Annotated in this window: 22 protein-coding genes; 13 read left to right on the forward strand and 9 right to left on the reverse strand. The window is 59.8% G+C overall.

All coding sequences use genetic code 11. From position 1 onward, the window contains the following. The first annotated feature begins 4 nt into the window (after nucleotides 1-4). From SynA1560_RS05120 to SynA1560_RS05135, 4 genes are all read left to right on the forward strand, one after another. On the forward strand, nucleotides 5-1,810 hold the full coding sequence (locus SynA1560_RS05120) for a penicillin-binding protein 2 (protein ID WP_186501329.1): 1,806 nt from the start codon (nucleotides 5-7) through the stop codon (nucleotides 1,808-1,810). Between the two features lie 93 nt (nucleotides 1,811-1,903). Further along, the gene (locus SynA1560_RS05125; protein ID WP_186470559.1) at nucleotides 1,904-3,076 is read left to right on the forward strand and encodes a transaldolase; all 1,173 of its coding nucleotides are present in this window, start codon (nucleotides 1,904-1,906) and stop codon (nucleotides 3,074-3,076) included. 24 nt (nucleotides 3,077-3,100) lie between these two features. Continuing rightward, nucleotides 3,101-3,487: a Crp/Fnr family transcriptional regulator gene (locus SynA1560_RS05130; RefSeq protein ID WP_186471035.1), complete on the forward strand. Its 387-nt coding sequence runs from the start codon at nucleotides 3,101-3,103 to the stop codon at nucleotides 3,485-3,487. A 49-nt stretch (nucleotides 3,488-3,536) separates the two neighbouring features. Then, complete coding sequence (locus tag SynA1560_RS05135) at nucleotides 3,537-5,009, forward strand: FAD-binding domain-containing protein (protein WP_186501330.1); 1,473 nt, start codon at nucleotides 3,537-3,539, stop codon at nucleotides 5,007-5,009. On the opposite strand, the gene SynA1560_RS05140 is transcribed toward SynA1560_RS05135, so the two are convergent. From SynA1560_RS05140 to pyrH, 3 genes are read right to left on the reverse strand one after another with little or no spacing between them, the layout of a single operon-like run. Continuing rightward, nucleotides 5,006-6,151 (reverse strand): NAD(P)/FAD-dependent oxidoreductase, encoded by a 1,146-nt coding sequence (locus SynA1560_RS05140; RefSeq protein WP_255477075.1) that lies wholly within the window; start codon nucleotides 6,149-6,151, stop codon nucleotides 5,006-5,008. The two genes, SynA1560_RS05135 and SynA1560_RS05140, sit on opposite strands and share 4 nt — an antisense overlap. Beyond that, on the reverse strand, nucleotides 6,148-6,696 hold the full coding sequence (gene frr, locus SynA1560_RS05145) for a ribosome recycling factor (protein WP_186501331.1): 549 nt from the start codon (nucleotides 6,694-6,696) through the stop codon (nucleotides 6,148-6,150). The genes SynA1560_RS05140 and frr overlap by 4 nt, the downstream gene beginning before the upstream one ends. Before the next feature lie 8 nt (nucleotides 6,697-6,704). Further along, nucleotides 6,705-7,412: a UMP kinase gene (gene pyrH / locus SynA1560_RS05150; protein WP_186470565.1), complete on the reverse strand. Its 708-nt coding sequence runs from the start codon at nucleotides 7,410-7,412 to the stop codon at nucleotides 6,705-6,707. Nucleotides 7,413-7,514: 102 nt separating this feature from the next. Here pyrH and SynA1560_RS05155 point away from each other — a divergent pair, with 102 nt between their 5' ends. Beyond that, nucleotides 7,515-7,700: a hypothetical protein gene (locus SynA1560_RS05155; RefSeq protein WP_186470566.1), complete on the forward strand. Its 186-nt coding sequence runs from the start codon at nucleotides 7,515-7,517 to the stop codon at nucleotides 7,698-7,700. 27 nt (nucleotides 7,701-7,727) lie between these two features. Here the strand turns inward: SynA1560_RS05155 and cobO are convergent, their stop codons facing one another. From cobO to SynA1560_RS05170, 3 genes are all read right to left on the reverse strand, one after another. Next, complete coding sequence (cobO, locus tag SynA1560_RS05160) at nucleotides 7,728-8,393, reverse strand: cob(I)yrinic acid a,c-diamide adenosyltransferase (protein WP_186501332.1); 666 nt, start codon at nucleotides 8,391-8,393, stop codon at nucleotides 7,728-7,730. After that, nucleotides 8,390-9,037, reverse strand: a complete 648-nt coding sequence (locus tag SynA1560_RS05165) for a class I SAM-dependent methyltransferase (RefSeq protein WP_186501333.1) — start codon at nucleotides 9,035-9,037, stop codon at nucleotides 8,390-8,392. Before SynA1560_RS05165 ends, cobO begins: the two co-directional genes overlap by 4 nt. A 90-nt stretch (nucleotides 9,038-9,127) precedes the next feature. Next, entirely contained in the window at nucleotides 9,128-10,318 is a 1,191-nt protein-coding gene (locus tag SynA1560_RS05170) for a site-specific integrase (protein WP_186501334.1), read from the reverse strand. A gap of 71 nt (nucleotides 10,319-10,389) precedes the next feature. On the opposite strand from SynA1560_RS05170, the gene hemH reads away from it, so the two are divergent. From hemH to SynA1560_RS05195, 5 genes are all read left to right on the forward strand, one after another. After that, nucleotides 10,390-11,565, forward strand: a complete 1,176-nt coding sequence (hemH, locus tag SynA1560_RS05175; RefSeq protein WP_186470571.1) for a ferrochelatase — start codon at nucleotides 10,390-10,392, stop codon at nucleotides 11,563-11,565. A gap of 60 nt (nucleotides 11,566-11,625) precedes the next feature. Further along, complete coding sequence (gene ilvB, locus SynA1560_RS05180; protein WP_186501335.1) at nucleotides 11,626-13,437, forward strand: biosynthetic-type acetolactate synthase large subunit; 1,812 nt, start codon at nucleotides 11,626-11,628, stop codon at nucleotides 13,435-13,437. A gap of 2 nt (nucleotides 13,438-13,439) precedes the next feature. Next, nucleotides 13,440-13,793 carry a nuclease gene (locus tag SynA1560_RS05185; RefSeq protein WP_186501584.1) on the forward strand — a complete coding sequence of 118 codons (354 nt, stop codon included), beginning with the start codon at nucleotides 13,440-13,442 and terminating at the stop codon, nucleotides 13,791-13,793. A gap of 1 nt (nucleotide 13,794) precedes the next feature. Continuing rightward, nucleotides 13,795-14,016, forward strand: a complete 222-nt coding sequence (locus SynA1560_RS05190; protein WP_186501336.1) for a GIVxVP protein — start codon at nucleotides 13,795-13,797, stop codon at nucleotides 14,014-14,016. A gap of 180 nt (nucleotides 14,017-14,196) precedes the next feature. Continuing rightward, nucleotides 14,197-15,879, forward strand: coding sequence for an NAD(P)/FAD-dependent oxidoreductase (locus tag SynA1560_RS05195; protein WP_186501337.1), 1,683 nt, complete (start codon nucleotides 14,197-14,199; stop codon nucleotides 15,877-15,879). On the opposite strand, the gene pgeF is transcribed toward SynA1560_RS05195, so the two are convergent. From pgeF to SynA1560_RS05210, 3 genes are read right to left on the reverse strand one after another with little or no spacing between them, the layout of a single operon-like run. Beyond that, nucleotides 15,865-16,707, reverse strand: coding sequence for a peptidoglycan editing factor PgeF (pgeF, locus tag SynA1560_RS05200; protein WP_186501338.1), 843 nt, complete (start codon nucleotides 16,705-16,707; stop codon nucleotides 15,865-15,867). The two genes, SynA1560_RS05195 and pgeF, sit on opposite strands and share 15 nt — an antisense overlap. Beyond that, nucleotides 16,704-17,618, reverse strand: a complete 915-nt coding sequence (locus SynA1560_RS05205; protein ID WP_186470576.1) for a Tab2/Atab2 family RNA-binding protein — start codon at nucleotides 17,616-17,618, stop codon at nucleotides 16,704-16,706. Before SynA1560_RS05205 ends, pgeF begins: the two co-directional genes overlap by 4 nt. Then, nucleotides 17,615-18,922, reverse strand: a complete 1,308-nt coding sequence (locus SynA1560_RS05210; protein ID WP_186470577.1) for a S1 RNA-binding domain-containing protein — start codon at nucleotides 18,920-18,922, stop codon at nucleotides 17,615-17,617. The genes SynA1560_RS05205 and SynA1560_RS05210 overlap by 4 nt, the downstream gene beginning before the upstream one ends. Before the next feature lie 93 nt (nucleotides 18,923-19,015). Here SynA1560_RS05210 and SynA1560_RS05215 point away from each other — a divergent pair, with 93 nt between their 5' ends. From SynA1560_RS05215 to SynA1560_RS05225, 3 genes are all read left to right on the forward strand, one after another. Next, nucleotides 19,016-19,807 (forward strand): creatininase family protein, encoded by a 792-nt coding sequence (locus tag SynA1560_RS05215; protein WP_255477076.1) that lies wholly within the window; start codon nucleotides 19,016-19,018, stop codon nucleotides 19,805-19,807. Nucleotides 19,808-19,881: 74 nt separating this feature from the next. Next, nucleotides 19,882-20,613 (forward strand): aldehyde oxygenase (deformylating), encoded by a 732-nt coding sequence (locus SynA1560_RS05220; RefSeq protein WP_186470579.1) that lies wholly within the window; start codon nucleotides 19,882-19,884, stop codon nucleotides 20,611-20,613. Between the two features lie 155 nt (nucleotides 20,614-20,768). Beyond that, nucleotides 20,769-21,809, forward strand: a complete 1,041-nt coding sequence (locus SynA1560_RS05225) for a long-chain acyl-[acyl-carrier-protein] reductase (RefSeq protein WP_186470580.1) — start codon at nucleotides 20,769-20,771, stop codon at nucleotides 21,807-21,809. Nucleotides 21,810-21,827 lie beyond the last annotated feature (18 nt).

Here is a 21,827-nt window from a genome sequence, read left to right on the forward strand (position 1 = left end):
GTTGATGGGTCGCACCGATCAGTCTCGCCGCACTTCTGGTCAACGCTCGCGCAGGCGTGTGGTGCCCCTCGAGCCGGTTCCACCCGGACGCATGCGATCCGTGTTTGCCCTGTTGTGTCTGGGATTGATTGGATTGATGGGGCGGATGGCCTGGTTGCAGGTCTTTCAGGCCACAGAACTGGAAGCCCGGGCGCGATCCGTGCAGACGCAGCGCACCCAACCGCTGGGGACACGGCGACCGATCGTCGACCGCACAGGGCGACTGGTGGCCTTGGATGAGGAGCGCTATCGCCTTTGGCTGCACCCCCGCTACTTCAACTTGCCAGGCGATGAACCGACCCTGATCCGGCCGCCGGCCGATGTGGCGGCTCGCCTGGCTCCGTTGCTTCCTTTGTCGGAGGAAGAGATTCTGCAGCGCATGGGTGATCGCCCATCCGGGATCAAGCTCATGGATGGTCTAGACCCGGAGACCGCCACCACGATCAAGGCTGAGGGCATCAGCGGTGTTGATCTCGAGTCGTATCCCCATCGGGTTTATCCCCAAGGTGAACTGTTCGCCAATGTCGTTGGATTTCTGAATCAGGACCGCGAACCTCAGGCCGGTCTCGAACAGAGCCGTCATGAGGATCTGCAACGCCACGAGCAGGCCCGCAGTCTGCGTCGTGGTGCCGATGGCACACCGTTGCCGGACAATCTCGATGCCGGTGTCTTCTTTGGGGATGACCTGAGGCTTCAACTCACCTTGGACGCCCGTCTTCAGGCTGTGGCGGCGAAGGCACTAGCGGATCAAGTCAAGGCCTGGAAAGCCCAGAAGGGTGTCGCGATTGTGATGGACGTCACTAATGGCGAGTTGCTGGCGCTGGCCTCGGTGCCCACGTATGACCCCAACAACTATTGGAGTTTTCCGACAGCCCGTTTTCGTGAGTGGTCTGTGCAGGATCTCTATGAGCCTGGCTCCACCTTCAAGCCGATCAATCTGGCCTTGGCGCTTCAGGAGGGCGTGATTGAGGCATCGGGTCGTGTGAATGACAATGGTTCGGTCACCATCGGTGGTTGGCCGATCAACAATCACGACCGCAGGGCCAATGGTCTGATCGACTACGCCACCGTTCTGCAGGTGTCCAGCAACGTGGGCATGGTCAAGGCCATGGGGAATCTTCCCTCGTCGACCTATTGGGACTGGATGAGTCGACTCGGCCTGGATGCAAGGCCAGATACGGACCTTCCCGGGGCGGTCGCCGGACAGATCAAGACGAAGGAGCAGTTCACCACGCAACCGATTGAACCCGCGACGGCGTCCTTCGGGCAGGGCTTCTCGCTGACTCCGTTGAAATTGGTGCAGCTTCATGCGCTGTTGGCGAATGGTGGGCGTCTGGTCAGTCCGCACATCACCCGGGGGCTGAGAGCTGGTGATGCCCTCGCACCACCTGGATCCCGCCGAGGCAAAGCATTGCTGGACCCTGAGGTCACCCGAACCGTGCTCGCCTGGATGGAGTCAGTGGTCGAGCAGGGCAGTGGCCAAGGGGTGAAAACACCTGGCTACCGGATTGGTGGAAAGACGGGGACGGCTCAGAAGGCGCTCAATGGTGTGTACGTGCCGGGGGCTTTGATATGCAGTTTTGTGGCCACCCTGCCCGTCGAGGACCCTCGGTATGTGGTGCTGGTCGTGGTTGATGAGCCAAAAGGAGACAACGCCTACGGCTCAACTGTGGCCCTTCCCGTGGCCAAATCGATCATCGATGGTTTGCTGGTGATCGAGAAGGTTCCACCCAGCAGTGCCTCCAGCACAATCTCAACTAAAGCCGGTTGATCGGCTGAGTCTGCACAACAATCCAACAGAAAATCTGCCGATGCCAGCACAAAAAAACGCCTGTACGTTACGGACATCAAGCCCTTCAACGTCATGGCCACTCTTCTAGAGCAGCTTTCCGAAATGACCGTCGTGGTGGCGGACACTGGTGATCTCGAAGCGATCCGCAAGTTCACACCTCGAGATGCCACCACCAACCCTTCGCTGATTCTCGCGGCTGCCCAGATACCCGATTATCAGAGCCTGATTGATGAATCCCTCCGATCGTCACGTCATCTGATGGGCGAAAACGCTCCTGTTGAGCAGGTCGTGCGTGAAGCTCTTGATGAAATCAGCGTGATCTTTGGCAAGGAGATTCTGAAGATCGTGCCTCGCCGGGTTTCTACGGAAGTGGATGCTCGGTTGAGCTTCGACACCGAAGCCACCATTGAGAAAGGCCGCAAACTCATTCGCCTCTACAACGATGCGGGCATCAGTAACGACCGGGTGTTGATCAAAATTGCTTCCACCTGGGAAGGCATCAAAGCGGCCGAAGTTCTGGAGAAAGAAGGCATTCATTGCAACCTCACGTTGCTGTTCGGTTTCGGTCAAGCCGTGGCCTGTGCCGAGGCCGGTGTCACCTTGATTTCTCCCTTCGTTGGGCGCATCCTGGATTGGTACAAGGCTGAGACCGGGCGCGATTCCTATCCAGGTCCTGAGGATCCAGGGGTCTTGTCTGTGACAAGGATCTTCAACTATTTCAAGTCGTACGGCTACAGCACCGAGGTGATGGGAGCGAGCTTCCGGAACATCGATGAGATCACCGAGCTTGCCGGTTGTGATCTGCTTACGATCTCACCCAAGTTGCTGGATCAGCTGCGATCCAGCGAGGCGGTTCTCACCCGCAAACTCGATGCTGACAACCCCGCTGGCGGTGAACCTCAGATTCATGTCGACCATGAATCGTTCCAAACGATGATGGCCTCGGATCGCATGGCCACCGACAAGTTGTCGGAGGGGATCAAAGGTTTCAGTAAAGCGATCGAAACCCTCGAAAGCATGCTGGCCCATCGTCTCGCTGAACTCGAAGGGGGGCATGCGTTCGGCCATGCCGTGCAAGAGATCTTTCTGCTCAATGACATGAACGGTGATGGATCCATCACGCGGGATGAATGGTTGGGAACTGACGCCGTCTTCGATGCCCTGGACCTTGACCACGATGGACTTCTGTCACAGGAGGACGTGCGCAGAGGCTTTGGTGCCGCACTCTCACTGACAACGGCCTGACGGCACCTCGATCGCCCTTTGCCTGTGAACGCTCTCGACACCATGCGTGCTCTTGCTCAGACGAGCGAGGTTCGCAGTGTCGGAGCAGGTGGCATCATCTTTCGTGCCGATGATCCGGGTACCTCGATGTTCGGGGTGCTTGAGGGCACCGTGCGATTGTCCTGGACTAACGACAACGGTCAACAGGGCTATGAGGTGATTGAGGCCGGGAATGTCTTTGGCGCCGGTGCCCTGGTGATGGATGGTCATCGACGACTGAGCACGGCTCAGGCGGAAAAGGATTGCCGTCTCATCGAGATGAATCGCGAGAAGTTCCTGTTCGCTGTGCAGGAAGCCCCAATGTTTGCCATTGAATTGTTGGCTTCGGTGGATGAACGACTTCGTGATCTCAAGATCACCTCTCAGCTCTGATTTCAGGCTGTTTAGGGTCTAACCCCATCAGCAGAACGCTTCGTCTCCGATGACCCTCCAGCTGGTCTGGTTCAAGCGTGATTTGCGATGGGTGGATCACCAACCCTTGATCCAGGCCCTGGAGAGAGGTCCTGTGTTGCCGCTCTACATCGTGGAGCCTGAGTTCTGGCGGCAACCCGATGCTTCGGGCCGGCAGTGGGCCTTTTGCAGAGAAGCACTCATCGATCTACGTGGCGGGCTGGCTGCTCTAGGTCAGCCGTTGGTGGTGCGCTGTGGTGACGCGGTGGAGGTGCTGGAACGTGCCCGTTGCCAGTTGGGCATTGAGTCCCTGTGGAGCCATGAAGAGACAGGTAACGACTGGACCTATGCCCGCGATCGGCGTGTGGCGGCCTGGGCCAAGGAGCAGGGCATCCCTTGGCGGGAGATCCCCCAGTTTGGCGTCACCCGACGGATGCGCTCCCGCAGGGGATGGGCCCAGCGCTGGGAAGCGCGGATGGGGGAGCCACTCACACCATCGCCTGTCTCCCTGACACCTCTGCCGACTGTCTCCCCCGGAGACCTGCCGGACGCAACGGCACTCGCACTCCCGGCGGATCCTTGCCCCCATCGACAAACCGGTGGTCGGCACCAGGGGCTGAGAGAACTGGAGGATTTCATCGAGCGTCGGGTGCAGCGCTACTGCAGTTCCATCTCAAGCCCGAACCGGGCGTTCACGGGTTGTTCCCGCCTTTCGGCCTATCTCACCTGGGGGTGCCTGTCGATGCGTGAGGTGTTGCAGCGCAGTCGAGAGGTGTCCGGCCGCGGCGCGAGCAGCTTCGGATCTCGTCTGCACTGGCATTGTCATTTCATTCAGAAGCTGGAAGATCAACCACCGATCGAATGGCAGGATTTTCATCCGTTCATGCGCGGCATTCGCCCCTCGGATCCTGAACGGCTGGCTGCCTGGGCGGAGGGGCGCACCAGGGTGCCTTTTGTGGATGCCTGCATGCGTGCGTTGCGAGCCCATGGCTGGATCAACTTCCGCATGCGAGCCATGCTCATGTCGTTCGCCAGTTACAACCTCTGGCTTCCCTGGAGAGACAGCGGTCTGCATCTCGCCCGTCAGTTCGTTGATTACGAACCGGGAATTCACTGGAGCCAGTGCCAGATGCAGTCAGGCAGCACCTCCATCAACACCATCAGGATCTACAACCCGATCAAGCAGGGGCTCGACCACGATCCAGATGGGGTGTTCATCCGGCGTTGGTGTCCGGAATTGGCCGATGTTCCCTCCGTGCATTTGCATGAGCCATGGGGACTTGGTGGTTCCTTGCCACCCCCGATCGTGGATTGTGCTCAGTCAGCCCGGGAGGCCAAGGACCGCATCTTCGCCATTCGACGTTCAGCTGGCTTCGATCGTCATGCGGATGCCATTCAGCGTCGCCATGGATCGAGGCGTGCTGGCCTTCCTTCGACATCCAGGCGCCGCTCGCGACGTCAGGTCGACGATCCGAATGCGCAGCAACTCACCCTTGAGCTTTAACGACGTTTCAGCAATAAACGTTTAATCACACGCTGGGCGATGTCGCCATATCCCATCTCACCGGAAAGGATTTGGGCAATTCTCTGAGGAGCCGTCGGGCGTTTAATGCCCAGCTGATAGCCAACCCCAGGAAAGCGGTAAAAAACCTGAGCGATGCGACGACCCCAGGCCATCGACTCGCCCCACCGATGTCGCATGGCTTGGCTGTAACCACGCAGATCATCCTGGTTGCCGCGGAGCCACTGGTCGAGGTGTTGGGCCGCTTCGCAACCGCTCATCAAGGCGGGTCGTAAGCCTTCGGCAAGAAAGGGATCGCAGAGTGACGCCGCATCCCCGACCACCACGATTCCATTGCCATCAATGCGGTGGTGGCCGTTCCAGACCCGCAGCTGGCCGCGCTGGCGGATTCCCGCGTCAGGGGCAAAACCCAGATCTGGCAAGAGCTTCGCCAGCACCGCCTCCGGGTCGGCATCCTGGCGTCCAATGAAGCTCCCAACCCCGATGTTCACGCCACCAGCCACCGGAAAGGCCCAAGCGAACCCCTGCTTCACCAGGCCGAATTCAAATCGGGTGGTTCCATCAGCGAGATGGCCTCGCCCTTCGAGTCGTACCGACATGGTGGTGGCGGTCTGCACCTGTTTGGCTCCAAGCCCGAGACGTTGCGGCCATGGTGAAGAGGAACCGTCAGCGATCACCACGGCTTTGCAGCGCCAGCGCCGACCGTCGATGGCTTTGACCTGCCAGAACTCTTGGTTGCGGATGACATCGTCGACATCCACACCATCGATGCGTTCGGCTCCGGCTTGGCAGGCTTGTTCGGCCAACAGCTGATCAAGCTTCTCCCGCCGCACAATCCAGAAGGGTGCATCTCCCGGCAGTTCAGCCACCACAGGATCGCGGAGGCACCAGCTGAAATCGACTCTCCGGATCACTTGCTCGACAGCAGGCTCCAGGGAGAACGGGAACCACTGCTGGACCGACGCAGCCATGCCACCGCCGCAGGGTTTGATCCGCGTTTCATGATCCTTCTCAAGCAGAAGAATGTCGTGGCCGGCTGCGGCCAGATGGGCAGCTGCTGCGCCGCCGGCGGCGCCGGATCCGACGATGACAACATCGCGGATCCGCTGATCAGATCCGTTCAAACCTTGAGAATGTCAGCTTCCTTGTCGCCGAGGTGCTTCTCCAACTCCGCGATGAACTTGTCGAGCACTTTCTGCACGGCATCTTGTTCATCACGGCTTTGATCTTCACTGAAATCGCCGTCTTTTTCCTTCTTTTTGATCTTGTCGATCGCATCGCGGCGAAGATTGCGAAGCGCCACCTTGCCTTCTTCGGCGTATTTGGAGGCCAGTTTGCAGAACTCTTTACGACGTTCCTCCGTGAGCGGCGGCACATTGATCCGAATCACTTTGCCGTCGTTGTTGGGTGTGAAACCCAGTTCGCTCATGGCGATGGCCTTTTCGATTGCGGCCAGGGCGCTGATGTCGAAGGGCTGGATCTGGATGGTCTGGGAGTCTGGTGTCGATAGCGTCGCCAGCGATTTCAGAGGTGTATCAGCTCCGTAGTACTCGACGCTGATGCGATCCAATAGGGATGCGTTAGCTCGACCGGTGCGGATCGTGTTGAAGTTGCGCTGGGTGGCTTCCACCGACTTGCGCATGCTGGATTCGAGCTCGGGATGAGACATGACGTTGATTAATTGCTGATGCGTGAACCAATGGGTTCGCCCGCGACGGCTCGGCCAATGTTGCCGGCTTCAAACAGATTGAAGACCACGATTGGGATGTTGTTGTCTTTGCAGAGGGCGATAGCCGTGCTGTCCATCACCGCCAATTCTCCGCTGAGCACCTGTTGGAACGTCAACTGCTCGTAGCGCACCGCATCAGCATGTTTTTCGGGGTCCTTGTCGTATACCCCATCCACTTTCGTGGCTTTGAAGACGACATCAGCACTGATTTCGGCAGCGCGCAGGGCCGCCGTGGTGTCGGTGGTGAAGAAGGGGTTGCCGCAGCCGGCCCCAAAGACCACAACCCTTCCTTTTTCCAGATGGCGAATGGCTTTCCTGCGGATGTAAGGCTCTGCCACCTCCTGCATGCCGATGGCGGTCTGAACGCGGGTCGGCACACCTGCCTGTTCCAAGCCATCCTGCAGTGTGATGGCGTTCATGACAGTGGCCAGCATTCCGACGTAATCGGCCGTAGCACGATCCATGCCAGCCGCTGAACCTTTGAGGCCGCGAAAGATGTTGCCCCCGCCCACAACGATGGCCAGCTGAGTGCCACCCTCGATCACTTTGGCGACATCTGCAGCAATGGACTGAACAATGGCTGGGTCAATTCCGTAGCCCTGATCTCCCATCAGCGCTTCACCGCTGAGTTTCAGGAGTGCACGCGCGTAGGCCATTCAGTCACCTGATCCCGCTGACAGTAGCAACCGGGATCGGACGGTCACAGCACTGGCGCGCCGCCGTCGTAGCCGCTTCCATGGAGCAACGATGTGAATGCGATGTCTGAGGAAATCGGTGAGCGCAGTTCCGTGATGGCCCGCCTCACCTTGTCAGCTCTGGACAAGGCCAGTCAGGATCCGTCCTGTTGGCGCGATCCCGTGGTGCATCGCGCGTTGTTGGTGAGTGGGTTGTCGGTGTTGACGGCCGCTGCAGGGCTGCTTCGTCATGACCTCGAGCAGTCCTGAGCGCACGTCAGTGGGCCAGAGCTCCATCTAGAACTCAATGCCTGCCTGGGCTTTCACGCCTTGTTCGCGGAAGGGATGGTGCACCAGGGTCATTTCGGTCACCAGATCAGCTGCTTCGATCAGGTCCTTCGGGGCGCCACGACCAGTCACTGCCACGTGGCAAAGCTCGGGGCGTTCTTGCAATCCAGCGATCACCGTGTCGGCCTCGATGTAACCCAGCTTCAGTGCCACGTTCAATTCATCGAGAAGCACCAGTTTCACCTGGCTGTCGCGGAGATAGCTCAGTGCGGTCTGCCAGGCCTCGCCGACCAGTTGTTGATCCCGCTGTCTGTTCTGGGTCTCCCAGGTGAAGCCTTCGCCCAGGGCATGCCAGACCACCTGATCTCCAAAGGCTTTGAGCGCCCGCGCTTCCCCCGGTTCCCAGCCGCCCTTGATGAACTGGACGATTGCCACCCGTTCGCCATGACCCAGGGTTCGCAGAACCAGACCTAGGCCGGCGGTTGTTTTGCCTTTTCCCTGGCCGGTGAATACCAGGATCAAACCCTTTTCCCTGTTGCGTTCCTCCACCCGCTGCCGCTGCACTTCCTGGCGACGCTCCATGCGTTTGCGGTAGCCGCTGTCATCGGCCTCAGGGGCAAGGTTGCCTCCCATGCCCAGGTCTGCGGCGGCCTGATCGAGGTTGCTATTGGTCATGGGGTGATCGCTGCAGTGGGACGGGTTGCGGTAATGCGCTGCAGGGCGTTCCCCGCCAGCAGTTCCTGGTCGATGTCGGAGAAACCAAGCGTCTCTAGCTGACCTGGCAGGTCATCTTCAAGCATGGCCAACGCTGTGTCCGTTTCAAACAGGGCGCAGAACAGTTGCTGTGGCAGGCGCAGCCAGGGGCCGGCGGGATGCAGATCCACGAGCACCAGCCAGCCACCTGGGCGCAATAATTTCAGGCATTGCTTCAGCACCTGAGCCCGCTCAGCACGGGGAAATTCGTGCAAGGCCACACTCATCTGGATGGCATCAAAGCTGGCCTCCCTCAGCGGAGGCTCCTCCGCAAGCCCTTCGACCCGTTTGAGATCCGGATGGCGTTGCGCGGCTAACGCCAGCGCCAGAGGTGAAATGTCCAGTCCGGTCACCTGGAAACCTGCCTTGAGCCAGGGTGCCGCCGCTTCCCCGCTCCCGCAGCAGAGATCGAGCACATCGGCTTTGGGGGTCAGTCTGGGGTGGAGCGCGTCGAGTCCCAGAGCCCTTAGGCGCTCCACGCCTCCCACGCTGAGGGATGACACCGCGGTCACGCAGTCATAAATCCAGCGATATCGGTAGGCCAGCGGTCTCAAAAAGGATGTCATCAGAACCAGTGACAGCGCGGCTTGCTGCGTTCAACAACATTCCCATCCTGGCGGCCACGGATGGGGCTCGCTTGGCCTCTTGGCTTGCCTTTAGGCCTGATGACGGGCCAGGGCTGTGTCTACTGCCTGTTGCTGATCCCGACGGGTAATCCAGTGGTGATAGGTGCGGGTGTGGATCGCCACGGAGTGCCCCATCATCCGAGCGGACACCGTGTCAGGCAGCCCAATATGGATCGTGCGGACGGCCCAGGCATGGCGGAGGTCATAGGGGGTGAGCGGCAGTTCGTAGCGCCGAAACTGCTCGCTCACACGGCGTCCCACCTGTTGAAGCGTGGTTCGGCGCAGATCCGTGCTGATGGATGGCAAGGCATCGGAGACGTTCCCCAGCCTCGTGAGATCGAATCGCTCCACCCACTCGGGGTGAAAAGGCCACACCTGATGTTCGCCGGTTTTGGTGGTCGGGAGCACGCGGATCACCCGGTCTCCACCGGTGCCAAGGGCGCTGAGGTCGCAGAAAAACACCTCATGGTTGCGAAGGCCGTAGGTCGCCATCAGTCCATACACCAGCCGCCAACGCGGGTTCGGGATCCTCAGCAGTGATTCCAGAATCAGACTGTCGCTCGGAAGCTGACGAAATCGTGCGCGATGCAGGCCATAGCCCGCGGCTTCCGCGCGCCACTCATCTGGCAGGTCGATATTGAGATGCTTGGCCAGGCTGGCCAAGGCTGTGCTGCACTGCTGACGACTGCGACTGCCGTCGGGATAGCTGTGCAGCGCTTTCATCAGCAGTTCGCTGCTGACTCCCTCTGACTCTTGAGTGGCCAGGCTTCTGAGCCTGCGCAGATAGGGGTTGTAAGCCCCTGCCCAGGTCGTGCGACTGCCGGAGGGGGAGCGTCGACGTCGCGGATCGGCGAAAAATGCCGCGCAGAACCCTTCGATCTGATCGTTCATCGGCGTTTCCCCACGACGGTGGGACAGGGCTGTCGTCGACATATTGGCTGCTGCTGCGGCACTCCATTGCTCCCACCGGAACTGGTCGCGCTTCAACTGCCCGTCAATCACCCGGGCGATCTGTTCGACCTCCAGCAATCCTTGTGCGTTGGCTGCGACGCCCAGGCTCAGGCGCTGAACGGATCGTCGATCAGGCGTCTGACGACCTGGCAGTGAACCGCGCAAGTTGAGACGCATTCCGCGCTGTTCAATCCTCAGCCCCACGCCTGATTCAGCCAGCGAAGCATTTGCGTTTCTTTTCGCTACTTCGAACGCGTCGCTTTGTTCCATCCTTTCGTTCAGGCCAGGCCCACCATGCCTTTGATGGGGGTTACTCTCAACCCCTGCAATCGGTTTCGGACATGTCTCGGGTCGGTGTCGTGCTCCTCAATCTGGGTGGGCCTGAGCGCATTCAGGATGTCGGTCCTTTTCTGTTCAATCTGTTCGCGGATCCGGAAATCATCCGCTTGCCGATCCCGGCGCTGCAGAAGCCATTGGCCTGGTTGATCAGCACGCTGCGCAGCGGTAAATCCCAGGAGGCCTATCGCTCCATTGGCGGTGGATCACCCTTGCGGCGCATCACCGAACAGCAGGCCCGGGAATTGCAGAGCTTGCTTCGTCAACGGGGAATCGAGGCTACGAGCTATGTGGCGATGCGCTACTGGCATCCCTTCACCGAGTCCGCCGTTGCCGATATCAAGGCTGATGGCATGGATGAAGTGGTGGTGTTGCCTCTCTATCCCCACTTCTCCATCAGTACTAGTGGGTCCAGTTTCCGTGAGCTCCAGCGCTTGCGCCAAGGCGACAGTCGCTTCGAAAAGCTGCCGATCCGCTGCATTCGCAGCTGGTTCGATCACCCCGGTTACGTCCAGGCGATGGCTGAGTTGATTGCTGAGGAGGTTCGCAACAGCGACGACCCCACCCAGGCGCACGTGTTCTTCAGTGCGCACGGAGTTCCGAAGAGCTACGTGGAAGAGGCCGGGGATCCTTACCAGCAGGAAATTGAGGCCTGCACGGGCCTGATCATGAAGAAGCTCGAGGAGCTGATGGGCCATGGCAACCCCCATACGCTCGCCTATCAGAGTCGAGTGGGGCCGGTGGAGTGGCTCAAGCCCTACACCGAGGAAGCACTGGAAGATCTCGGTAAAGCCAAGACCAACGATCTGGTGGTGGTGCCGATCAGTTTCGTCAGTGAGCACATCGAAACCCTCGAGGAAATCGACATCGAGTACCGCGAACTGGCCACCGAGGCTGGTGTTGTGAATTTCCGTCGGGTGCGTGCCCTCGACACCTATCCCGCCTTCATCGAAGGACTTGCTGATCTGGTGGAAACCAGTCTCAAGGGACCTGAGGTGAGCCTTGATGCCGCGGCTGAACTGCCCACCAAAGTGAAGCTCTATCCCCAGGAAAAGTGGGAGTGGGGATGGAACAACAGCTCCGAAGTGTGGAATGGCCGTCTGGCCATGCTGGGTTTCTCCGCATTTCTGCTGGAGCTGATCAGTGGGCAGGGTCCCCTGCACGCACTTGGTCTGCTTTAAATCCCGTGACGACAGCGGATCGCCGCCTAACGTGGAGGGTCAGTTCTTCGTGACAACGCTGTGACGCTGACCTCCGCTCCAAAAGCCGATGCAGCGTCGAGTAGTGGTGACAGCCGGCGCATCACCGGGGCCCAGGCCTTGATGGATGCACTGCGCCGTCATGGGGTGGACACGATCTTCGGCTACCCAGGTGGCGCCATCCTGCCGATTTATGACGCGTTGCACGTTGCCGAGAGCGAAGGCTGGCTGCGTCACTATCTGGTGCGTCACGAGCAAGGTGGGACGCACGCTGCTGACGCTTATGCCCGAGCTACGGGTCGTGTCGGCGTTTGTTTCGGAACATCTGGGCCCGGTGCCACCAATTTGGTGACCGGGATTGCCACCGCTCAGATGGATTCTGTGCCGATGGTGGTGATCACCGGACAGGTGCCGCGCACGGCCATCGGCACCGATGCGTTTCAGGAAACTGACATCTTCGGCATCACCCTTCCGATTGTGAAGCACTCCTGGGTGGTGCGTAATCCTGCTGATCTCGCTTCGGTGGTCGCCCAGGCGTTTCACATCGCCGCTTCGGGTCGCCCAGGCCCGGTTCTGATCGACATCCCCAAAGATGTGGGTCAGGAAGAATTCGACTACGTGCCTGTTGAGCCCGGTTCGGTGGTGCCGGCAGGGTTCGCATCCACACCATCTCCCGATCCCCAGTCGATTGAGGCGGCCCTCGATCTGATTGCTGAAGCGGATCGTCCCCTGCTTTACGTCGGTGGTGGTGCCATCGCTGCGTCAGCTCACGACAGCATCCGCCTGTTGGCAGAGCGTTATCAGATCCCGGTCACCACCACCCTGATGGGTAAAGGGGCATTCGATGAGAACCATGCCTTGGCTCTAGGCATGCTGGGGATGCATGGCACGGCTTACGCCAACTTCGCTGTCACAGACTGCGACCTTCTCATTGCTGTCGGGGCTCGATTTGATGACCGGGTCACAGGCAAGCTCGACACCTTCGCCCCCCGGGCTCGGGTGATCCATTGTGAGATCGATCCCGCCGAAATCGGCAAGAACCGTCGCCCTGATGTCGCCGTTCTTGGCGATGTGGGTGCCAGCTTGTCGGCCATGGTGGATCTCAGCCTGCGGCGTTCTCCCGAACCCCGCACGGCCAACTGGCTGGAACGCATCCGCGAGTGGAAGCATCGTTATCCGTTAACGACTCCACCTGCAGAGGGCGAGATCTACCCCCAGGAGGTGCTGCTGGCTGTCCGTGATCTGGCTCCCGGCGCCATCGCCACCACCGATGTGGGTCAGCATCAGATGTGGGCCGCCCAGTATTTGCGCAACGGGCCCCGCAGCTGGATCAGTAGCGCCGGCCTGGGCACGATGGGATTTGGGGTGCCTGCGGCTCTCGGTGCCCAGGTGGCATGCCCCGATCGTCAGGTGGTCTGCATCGCTGGTGATGCCAGCGTGCTGATGAACATCCAGGAACTAGGAACCTTGGCTCAATACCGCTTGCCAGTGAAGGTGGTCATCGTCAACAACCAGTGGCAGGGCATGGTGCGTCAGTGGCAGGAAAGCTTCTATGAGGAGCGCTACTCCGCTTCAGATATGAACAACGGGATGCCTGATTTCCAGGCTCTTGCCCAGGCCTTCGGGGTGGAGGGAATGACAATCGTTGATCGCGCGGATCTGCACAGCGGCCTAGCGAAAGCCTTCGCATCTCCCAATCCGACCGTGATTGATGTGCGCGTGCGCCGCGGAGAAAATTGCTACCCCATGGTTCCACCTGGCTGCAGCAATGCCCAGATGGTCGGACTGCCGACCCATCCTGAGTTGGCGTTTCAAGATCTTGGCTCCTCGTCGTCCAGCGCTGCTGCCCAGTGAAAATCCATCGGCTGTTGGGTCTGATCATTGGTCTGCTGCTGTTGCTGAGTCAACCGCTCGCATCCCATGCGGCCGAAGTGCTGCAGGTGCGTTCGGCCACATTGCTGCAGGTCGGTGACCGGAACCGCAATTACACCGTTCAATTGGCTTGTATTGATGTGGCTGTCGATGATCAGCAACGCGCTCAAGACTGGCTGCGCGCTGAACTCCCCCGCCGTCGTCGCGTCAACCTCCGCCCCGAGGGCTCCGCTGATGGAGTGCTCATAGCCAGGGTCACGCCCCTAGGGGATGAACTTGATCTCGGAGCGGCCCTAATTCAGGAAGGTCTGGCTCAATCCACCTGTCTCGAAGGCTGAGATGGCGCGCAACCGCATTGCCTCCGGGGTGGTCATGGTGCCCTGCGTGCTGCTTGGATCAGCGTTTCTGAGCACAGCTTTCTGGGCTGATGCCGCATCGGGCAACCGCTCACTGGCCTTGACGATTGGCGGCCTCTTGCTGTCCGCGGGATTGCTGGCCTTGGTGTTTCAAAGCGGTTCCACCGGTTCGGAGACAGAGACAGACGAGTCCGATCAGTCTTAAGCGTTTTGGAGGGGGTTCCTGCGTCATGGTCCCCAACTTTGCGGCTGAATCCAGGGGCAGCAACGATGGGGGATCCGATTCCGCACACAGGATCGATCCGTCAGATGTCATCCAACATCAACCCACCCGGCTGATGTCCGGCCGGTAAGGTTTCCACTGGGGTCTGATGGGAGACGGCTCGTGCTGCGCCTCAGCGAGCTAAGGGTTGATCTTGATCACACGGATGAGGATCTGGAGCAGGCTGTACTCCGATGTCTGCGAGTTCCCCGTGAGCGGCTGATCTCACAACATTTGGTGAAACGGAGCATTGATGCCCGTCGCCGCGATCGGATCCGCGTGATTTACAGCGTGGATGTGAACGTGCGCGGCGAGAAGGCGCTGCTGCGCCGCCGCGCGTCCGACCGTCGCATCCGCCTGGCGCCCGACGAGCGCTATCGCTTTGTGGCTCATGCGTCATCGCGTCAGAACGGTGAGGATCTGGCACGTCCTGTGGTGATCGGTGCCGGTCCCTGCGGCTATTTCGCAGCGCTACTGCTGGCTCAGATGGGCTTTCGACCGCTGCTGCTGGAACGGGGTCAACCCGTCAAACAGCGCAGCCTCGACACGTTTGGCTTCTGGAGGCGCACGTCGGATTTCCAGCCTGAATCCAATGCCCAGTTCGGGGAAGGGGGCGCTGGCACCTTCTCTGACGGCAAGCTGTACAGCCAGGTCAGTGACCCTGTCCATTACGGACGGAAGGTGCTGGAGGAACTGGTGGAGTGCGGAGCCAATCGCGACATCCTTACCCTGCATCGGCCTCACATCGGCACGTTCAAGCTGGCAACGGTCGTGCGAGGTTTGCGGAGCAAGATCGAAGCGTTGGGCGGGGAGGTGCGCTTCGGAGCGCGCGTCGACCGTTTGGTTCTGGAACCTTCAGGATCCGATCACGGCAAGCCATGGCGGATTCGGGCTTTGCAACTGGCCGATGGCAGTGAGCTTGCCTGCAGTCAGGTGGTGCTTGCCCCTGGGCATTCGGCTCGAGACACCTTCGCGATGCTGGAGGAAACGGGGGTGGCACTTGAACGGAAGCCATTTGCCATCGGCGTGCGCATCGAGCATCCGCAGTCGTTGATCGATCGGGCCCGTTGGGGTGATTGTGCCGGCCATCCTCTTCTGGGAGCTGCTGAATACAAGCTGGTGCATCACGCCAGCAACGGCCGTTGCGTCTACAGCTTCTGCATGTGCCCCGGTGGCTTTGTGGTCGGTGCTACATCCGAGCCTGGCCGCGTGGTCACCAACGGCATGAGCCAGCACTCCCGCAATGAGCGCAATGCCAACAGCGGTTTGGTCATGCCGGTGTTGGATGCCGATCTGATCCCCCACGAACGGTGGTCAGGTGATCCGTTAGCCGGTCTGACGTTTCAACGGCAATTGGAATCCACGGCGTTTCGGCTTGGGGGTGAGGATTACAGCGCACCGGTGCAGCGGCTCGAAGACTTCGTGGCAGCTCGGCCTTCAACACGTCTCGGCACCGTTGACCCTTCGTATCAGCCGGGGGTCACGCCAACTGATCTGGCTGATCTGCTGCCCGAAGCGATGGTGGAGGCCCTGCGCGAAGCGCTGCCCGCATTTGACACCAAGCTGTCCGGTTATGGCCATCCCGATGCCGTCTTGACGGGAGTAGAAACCCGAACCTCTTCTCCACTGCGGATCCCGCGGGATGCGCAGTTGGAGTCGCTCAATGTGTTCGGCCTCACCCCTGCCGGTGAAGGTGCCGGCTTTGCCGGCGGAATTCTGTCTGCTGCAATTGATGGCATTCGGGCAGCCGAAGCGGTGGCCTTGCGTCTTCTCGCAACGACAGCTTCTGCATCAACAGAAAGTTGACTCCGCAGCCTGGCCAACGATGCCGCTCCACTGCACGGCCTTGACCTGATCCCTGCGCCAGGAATGAAACAGGCTTGGTTCACTCAGCGTGCACAACGGACACATGGCGATCTTGCTGGCCTCCAAACCGGCATGCTGAAGCTGAAGCCTGGCGGCTGCTCGGATGTCGAGGCGGCAGTGGCCGTCCTTGGAATCGGGCGTGACGACCTTCAGGGTTTCCAGGTCAGCGATCGTATGGCTGGTTCCGTCCAGTGAGGCGCCGACCTCAAGCGCCACGCTGTTGTTCACCTGGTAGTGCGCTCCACTGATGGCAGGTCCCAGGGCAACCAGGAGCGACTCGCGGCATGCCCCTCGTTGTTCAAGCCGCAGGATTGCTTCATCCAGGATTCGACGGGCGACTCCGCGCCAGCCGGCATGGCAGGCCGCGGCATGACCGCTGACTGGATCCGCCAGAAGCACAGGGGTGCAGTCGGCTCCGCAGACCCACAGGCTTTGGCCGCCGCGATCACTCACCACACCGTCGCCATTCGGCCAGGGCGATCCGGTCGCCGACGAAGCCTCGATCACAACAGCGCCGTGCACCTGCTGGGGACGATGCACACTCACCCCCGCAGAGAGATAACCGGCCAGTTCGTCAGGACCACGACCATGCCAGCGGCGCGTGAAGAATCCATGTTCAAAACCAGCCTCTTGCAGGTGATTGGCTTGCAAGTAATAGCCGCCATAACAACCGATCCAGCTCCAACCCTGCAAAGTGTTGAATCGGCTATCAGGTCGATCGAATGGATCGTCGCCCAAGTCGGCATGTGCCCCGTGCAGGGGACTCATGGTTCAGGTTGATCTCGCAACATCCAGAAGCCCTCAAACTTCTCGCTGTCTGGAGCGCTCTGGATGGCGATGAACTGCAGTCCCCGCACGTCCTGGCAGGACTGCTTCAGGGCCTCTGCGATCTGTCCGGCTTCCTGTGGAGCCAGATCACTCACCAGCCAGGAATCGTCCTGACCTGCGTCAAGGATCAGCTGACTGGCACTGACGCGAAGCCGCACAGGCTCAAGACCGCCAAGCCACCCCGCCAGGGCCAGAGCCCTGGTGCGACTGAATAGTCGTAATCCGGGAACCTGCTGATTCAGATCCAGAGCCGCAGGCACCGGCAGCAATCCGTTGAACCCTAGGGGCCACTCTCCGGCTTCCTTCAAGCTTCCCAGGGGAAGACCAGCCCAGCTCCAGGCATCACCACGCACCGCTTCAGGCAGGGGAAGCGGGGGTGTCACGACCGGAGATGGCGGTGGAGCCAGCGGTCCGGCCATGAATCCTTCCTCTTGCGGGTAAACCGTTTTTTCCCGCTCTTCAAGCCAGTCGAGCAGCGCGTAGGTCCGTCGGCTGGACACCATCTCCAGCTTCAATTCAGTGGCGGCTCGCTGCACCATTGTTCGCATGGCACTGCGCCAAGCTCGCAATCGTCGGGGTGCTTTCCATCCCTCCTTTTCAGCCTGAGCAATCGCTTCACGCAGAGCTGCGGCGAGCCAGGTGGAATTCACCTCGTTTGCTGGACATCGCTTGGCGAATCGGAAGCAATCGCTGTGGCTGATGTCGGGGGTGCTGATGATCAATAGCTCCCAGCGTTTCTTGCCGTCGGCTTCCAGGATTGGCCTGGAATAAAAATCCAGTTCCCAGTCCGCTTCGCGTGCGGACCCGGATTTTGCACCGGTGTCACCGGCGGACTGCGGAGCTGTGATCATCCAGCTGACTGTTCCTGCTGTCTGAGGACGTTACGGGCTCTATTGGCACGATCGGCTGCTTCAGCCATCACTGTGTCTTTCTCAACAATCAGCTCACCGGGCTGGTTCTCCAGAAGTGCTGTATTGAGTGCGATTCGACCCCGCCCTGGATCGAGTTCTGTGATCAGGGCCTTCACGGCATCGCCATGGTCAAACACTTCGCGCAAGGAGCGCAGACTGCCGCCGGTGATGACCGATTGGTGCAGCAAGCCACTGATCCCACCGAGGTCGATGAACAACCCATAGGGCTTGATGGCAGCGACATGGCCTTCCACTAACTGACCAACTTCCAGCTCTGAAAAACGGGCGGCCGTGGCTGCTCGCTTCTCAGAGAGAACCAACTTGCGGGTTTCAGGATTGACCTCGAGGAAGGCCACTCCAAGGGTTTTGCCCACCAAGGCTTCATGATTCTCGCCTTCCTGGAGCTGGGAGCGGGGGATGAAGCCGCGCAGGCCCTCGAGATCGCAGGTGACACCCCCGCGGTTGAAGCCGGTCACCTTGACCTGGACCACCTTGCCTTCCTTCTCAAGTTCACGCACCTTGTCCCAGCTCTTGCGCAACGCCAGGGCACGACAGCTGATGGTGACCATGCCGTCAGCGTTCTGTTCGCGCGTCACCAGAACCTCAATTTCCAGACCCTTCGGAAACCGTTCCTTGAGGTTGGTGATCACGCCAAGGCCACACTCGTTCTTGGGCATGAAGCCCGGCGCCTTGCCGCCGATGTCGACATACACACCGTCGCTTTCCATGCCGATCACGGTGCCGGTGACCACTTCCCCGGTGGTTCCCACCGGTTCATTGGCATCCAAAGCCGCCAGGAATGCATCCTCGTCGAAATCGAAGTCATCGACACTTCGGCTGACGGCGGCCGCCCCGGCCTTGGATGGGTTCGATTGACGGTTGGCATCGGCAGGGCCCAGCAGGTCCGCCATGGTCATGCCCGCCAGGTCATCATCATCAGGGTTTCTGAAAGGTGCTCCAAGGGCCGGGGCTGCAGGGGATTGAGGTGCCCTTGGGGCTGATGGTGCCTTGGGTGTCCCAGCCTGGCCACCTTCCGCTGCGAGAGCGGCCTGTTCCAGCTCTTCTGCTCGCGCAGCGGCAGCATCAGCAGCTGCTCTGGCTTGTTCGGCTTCTTTGCGCAAACGCTCCTGTTCCTCACGCTTGCTGATGTGCATCACCTGCAGCGGTTTGCGGGGTGGTTGCGCGGAAGAAGCGGCACTTTTGCCACCATCCGGGCGGGAAATCTGACGTTCTGTTCCGGCCATGGGACCCATCGTCCTTGGCCAGACAGTCTGACAGCAGGAGGTTGATTCAGGATGCAGTCCGGTGAAGTTCAAACAGTCAAACGGCTGCATTGCATGCCCTGGCCTGATGCGGCCAAGGCGCTTCAGTGCCCCGGTGCAACGTTGGTCTGGCCCTTTGGTGCCATGGAACAACATGGCCCACAGTTGCCCCTGGCGACCGATGCGCTGTTCGCTGAGCGCATCCTTGATGCCGTTCTAGGGGAACTCTCGCAAGATCTGCCGATCTGGTCTCTGCCCCCACAAACCATTGGTTTTTCACCGGAACATCGAGGTTTTCCCGGCACCGTCAGCCTGAGCGCCGACCTTCTGATCGACCTGATCAAGGACGTGGGTGGTCAGCTGGCTGAACAGGGAGTGAAGCGATTGGTGCTGTTCAACGCCCATGGCGGACAAATTGGCCTGCTGCAGGCCGCGGCCCGTGAACTGGCGGCTCAATCACCGTCCATGGCCGTTCTGCCCTGCTTCATTTGGAGCGGTGTCTCCGGGCTCAGCGATTTGCTTCCCGACCACGAGTTGAGGCATGGCCTGCACGCAGGCCTGGCGGAAACCAGCTTGATGCTCGCGTTGGAACCCACGCTGGTGGGAAGCGAACGACCGGCAGACGGGGATCATTCCAGCGCTGGTTCCAGCTCTACGCCCCCCGAGGGCTGGAGTCTCGAAGGGGATTCGCCCATGGCTTGGTTCACGGCTGATCTCAGCGAGTCCGGTGTCGTGGGTGACAGCCGTGGTGCCGATTCCGCCCTGGGCCATCAGTTGCAGACGCAACTCATTCGGCACTGGAAGACCCTGTTCACCAGTCTTTTGGCGTCATCCTGGCCACCCCGCGCGGACCCACGACGTATCTGAGGATCATCAATCGGAACATCCATTGACGGTGGCACTGGTTACAGTCGCTTCCATTGACCGTTGTGGAAAGATCCATGCCGACTCCCGTCAGCCCTGACGTCGCCGTCCTGGAGGAGCGGGATGAAGCAGCTCAACAGCTGCCCGATTTCACAACTGAGGCGTACAAGGACGCTTACAGCCGGATCAACGCAATCGTGATTGAGGGTGAGCAGGAGGCTCATGACAACTACATTTTGTTGGGCACCTTGATCCCCGATCAGGCTGATGAGCTGACGCGATTGGCTCGGATGGAGATGAAGCACATGAAAGGCTTCACGTCCTGCGGTCGCAACCTGGGTGTTGAGGCCGATCTTCCCTTCGCTAAGGAGTTCTTCGGCCCGCTGCATGGCAACTTCCAAGCCGCCTTCAAAGAGGGCAAGGTTGTGACCTGCCTGCTCATTCAGGCCCTGTTGATCGAAGCGTTTGCGATTTCCGCTTATCACATCTACATCCCTGTGGCAGATCCCTTTGCCCGCAAGATCACTGAGGGTGTGGTCAAAGACGAGTACACCCATCTGAACTACGGCCAGGAGTGGCTCAAAGCCAACTTTGAGGCCAGCAAGGATGAGCTCATGGAGGCCAACAAGGCCAATCTCCCTCTGATTCGCTCCATGCTTGATCAGGTGGCTGAAGACGCCGCTGTTCTGCACATGGAAAAGGAAGATTTGATTGAAGATTTCCTCATCGCTTATCAGGAAGCTCTTGGTGAGATCGGCTTCACCGGCCGTGACATTGCCCGCATGGCCGCAGCCGCTCTTGCGGTCTGATCCGCCAGGCTTTTCAGTCCTGGATTCGCCGATCATGTCCGGTTTCTTCACAGGCACGTTTTGCAGGGCACGTGCCTTCGTGGGACCATGATCGATCAGCCCACCTTCGTGGTGAGTTCTTGTTCCATGCGTTCACATACGACCTTCGGCGGTACATGTTTGGTCTGATCGGACACTCCACAAGCTTTGAAGCGGCGAGGCGGAAGGCTTCAGAACTTGGGTTCGATCACATCGCCGACGGCGATCTTGACGTGTGGTGCAGCGCACCACCCCAGCTTGTCGAGCATGTCGAGGTGACAAGCGCCACGGGAAAAATCATCACCGGTGCTTACATCGATTCCTGCTTTGTGCCGGAGATGCTCAGCCGCTTCAAGACGGCGAGGCGCAAGGTGCTCAACGCCATGGAGCTGGCGCAGAAAAAGGGCATCAACATTACGGCTCTGGGCGGATTCACCTCCATCATTTTCGAGAATTTCAACCTGCTCCAGCACCAGCACGTGCGCAGAACAACCCTGGAGTGGGAGCGTTTCACCACGGGCAATACCCACACGGCCTGGGTGATCAGTCGTCAGGTTGAGAACAATGCTCCGCTGCTGGGAATCGATCTGACGCAAGCCAAAGTGGCTGTTGTGGGTGCGACAGGTGACATCGGCAGTGCTGTTTGCCGCTGGCTCGCAAACCGCACCGGTGTGGGTGAGTTGCTGCTGGTCGCACGCCAACAGCAACCTCTCCAGGATCTCCAGGCCGAGCTCGGTGGCGGAAGAATCCTCACCTTGGATGAAGCCCTCCCTGAAGCCGATGTGGTCGTCTGGGTGGCGAGCATGCCACGCACGCTTGAGATTGATTCCGCTTCACTGCGCAAACCCTGTCTGATGATCGACGGTGGCTATCCCAAGAACCTGGACGCCAAGGTTGCCAGCGAAGGCGTTCATGTGCTGAAGGGAGGCATTGTCGAATTCGGCACTGACATCGGCTGGACGATGATGGAAATCGCCGAAATGGAGAAACCTCAGCGGCAAATGTTTGCTTGCTTCGCTGAAGCCATGCTGCTCGAGTTCGAGGAGTGCCACACCAACTTCAGTTGGGGACGCAACAACATCACGCTTGAGAAGATGGATTTCATTGGGGCGGCTTCCGTTCGCCACGGTTTCTCCACCCTCAATCTCCAAGGGCAGCCTCAGGCTGTCATTGCCTGACCTTCGTTCCGCGTTCTC

This window comes from Synechococcus sp. A15-60 (genome assembly GCF_014280095.1).
Lineage (GTDB): Bacteria > Cyanobacteriota > Cyanobacteriia > PCC-6307 > Cyanobiaceae > Synechococcus_C.

Excerpts from the sequence above, each read along its gene's own strand:
- SynA1560_RS05225 (WP_186470580.1), top strand. The coding sequence starts at position 20,769 with ATGTTTGGTCTGATCGGACACTCCACAAGCTTTGAAGCGGCGAGGCGG.
- SynA1560_RS05210 (WP_186470577.1), bottom strand. The coding sequence starts at position 18,922 with ATGGCCGGAACAGAACGTCAGATTTCCCGCCCGGATGGTGGCAAAAGT.
- SynA1560_RS05170 (WP_186501334.1), bottom strand. The coding sequence starts at position 10,318 with ATGGAACAAAGCGACGCGTTCGAAGTAGCGAAAAGAAACGCAAATGCT.
- SynA1560_RS05220 (WP_186470579.1), top strand. The coding sequence starts at position 19,882 with ATGCCGACTCCCGTCAGCCCTGACGTCGCCGTCCTGGAGGAGCGGGAT.
- SynA1560_RS05190 (WP_186501336.1), top strand. The coding sequence starts at position 13,795 with ATGGCGCGCAACCGCATTGCCTCCGGGGTGGTCATGGTGCCCTGCGTG.
- pgeF (WP_186501338.1), bottom strand. The coding sequence starts at position 16,707 with ATGAGTCCCCTGCACGGGGCACATGCCGACTTGGGCGACGATCCATTC.
- SynA1560_RS05215 (WP_255477076.1), top strand. The coding sequence starts at position 19,016 with ATGCCCTGGCCTGATGCGGCCAAGGCGCTTCAGTGCCCCGGTGCAACG.
- SynA1560_RS05165 (WP_186501333.1), bottom strand. The coding sequence starts at position 9,037 with ATGACATCCTTTTTGAGACCGCTGGCCTACCGATATCGCTGGATTTAT.
- SynA1560_RS05125 (WP_186470559.1), top strand. The coding sequence starts at position 1,904 with ATGGCCACTCTTCTAGAGCAGCTTTCCGAAATGACCGTCGTGGTGGCG.
- hemH (WP_186470571.1), top strand. The coding sequence starts at position 10,390 with ATGTCTCGGGTCGGTGTCGTGCTCCTCAATCTGGGTGGGCCTGAGCGC.
- SynA1560_RS05120 (WP_186501329.1), top strand. The coding sequence starts at position 5 with ATGGGTCGCACCGATCAGTCTCGCCGCACTTCTGGTCAACGCTCGCGC.
- SynA1560_RS05135 (WP_186501330.1), top strand. The coding sequence starts at position 3,537 with ATGACCCTCCAGCTGGTCTGGTTCAAGCGTGATTTGCGATGGGTGGAT.
- SynA1560_RS05205 (WP_186470576.1), bottom strand. The coding sequence starts at position 17,618 with ATGATCACAGCTCCGCAGTCCGCCGGTGACACCGGTGCAAAATCCGGG.
- frr (WP_186501331.1), bottom strand. The coding sequence starts at position 6,696 with ATGTCTCATCCCGAGCTCGAATCCAGCATGCGCAAGTCGGTGGAAGCC.
- pyrH (WP_186470565.1), bottom strand. The coding sequence starts at position 7,412 with ATGGCCTACGCGCGTGCACTCCTGAAACTCAGCGGTGAAGCGCTGATG.
- SynA1560_RS05155 (WP_186470566.1), top strand. The coding sequence starts at position 7,515 with ATGTCTGAGGAAATCGGTGAGCGCAGTTCCGTGATGGCCCGCCTCACC.
- cobO (WP_186501332.1), bottom strand. The coding sequence starts at position 8,393 with ATGACCAATAGCAACCTCGATCAGGCCGCCGCAGACCTGGGCATGGGA.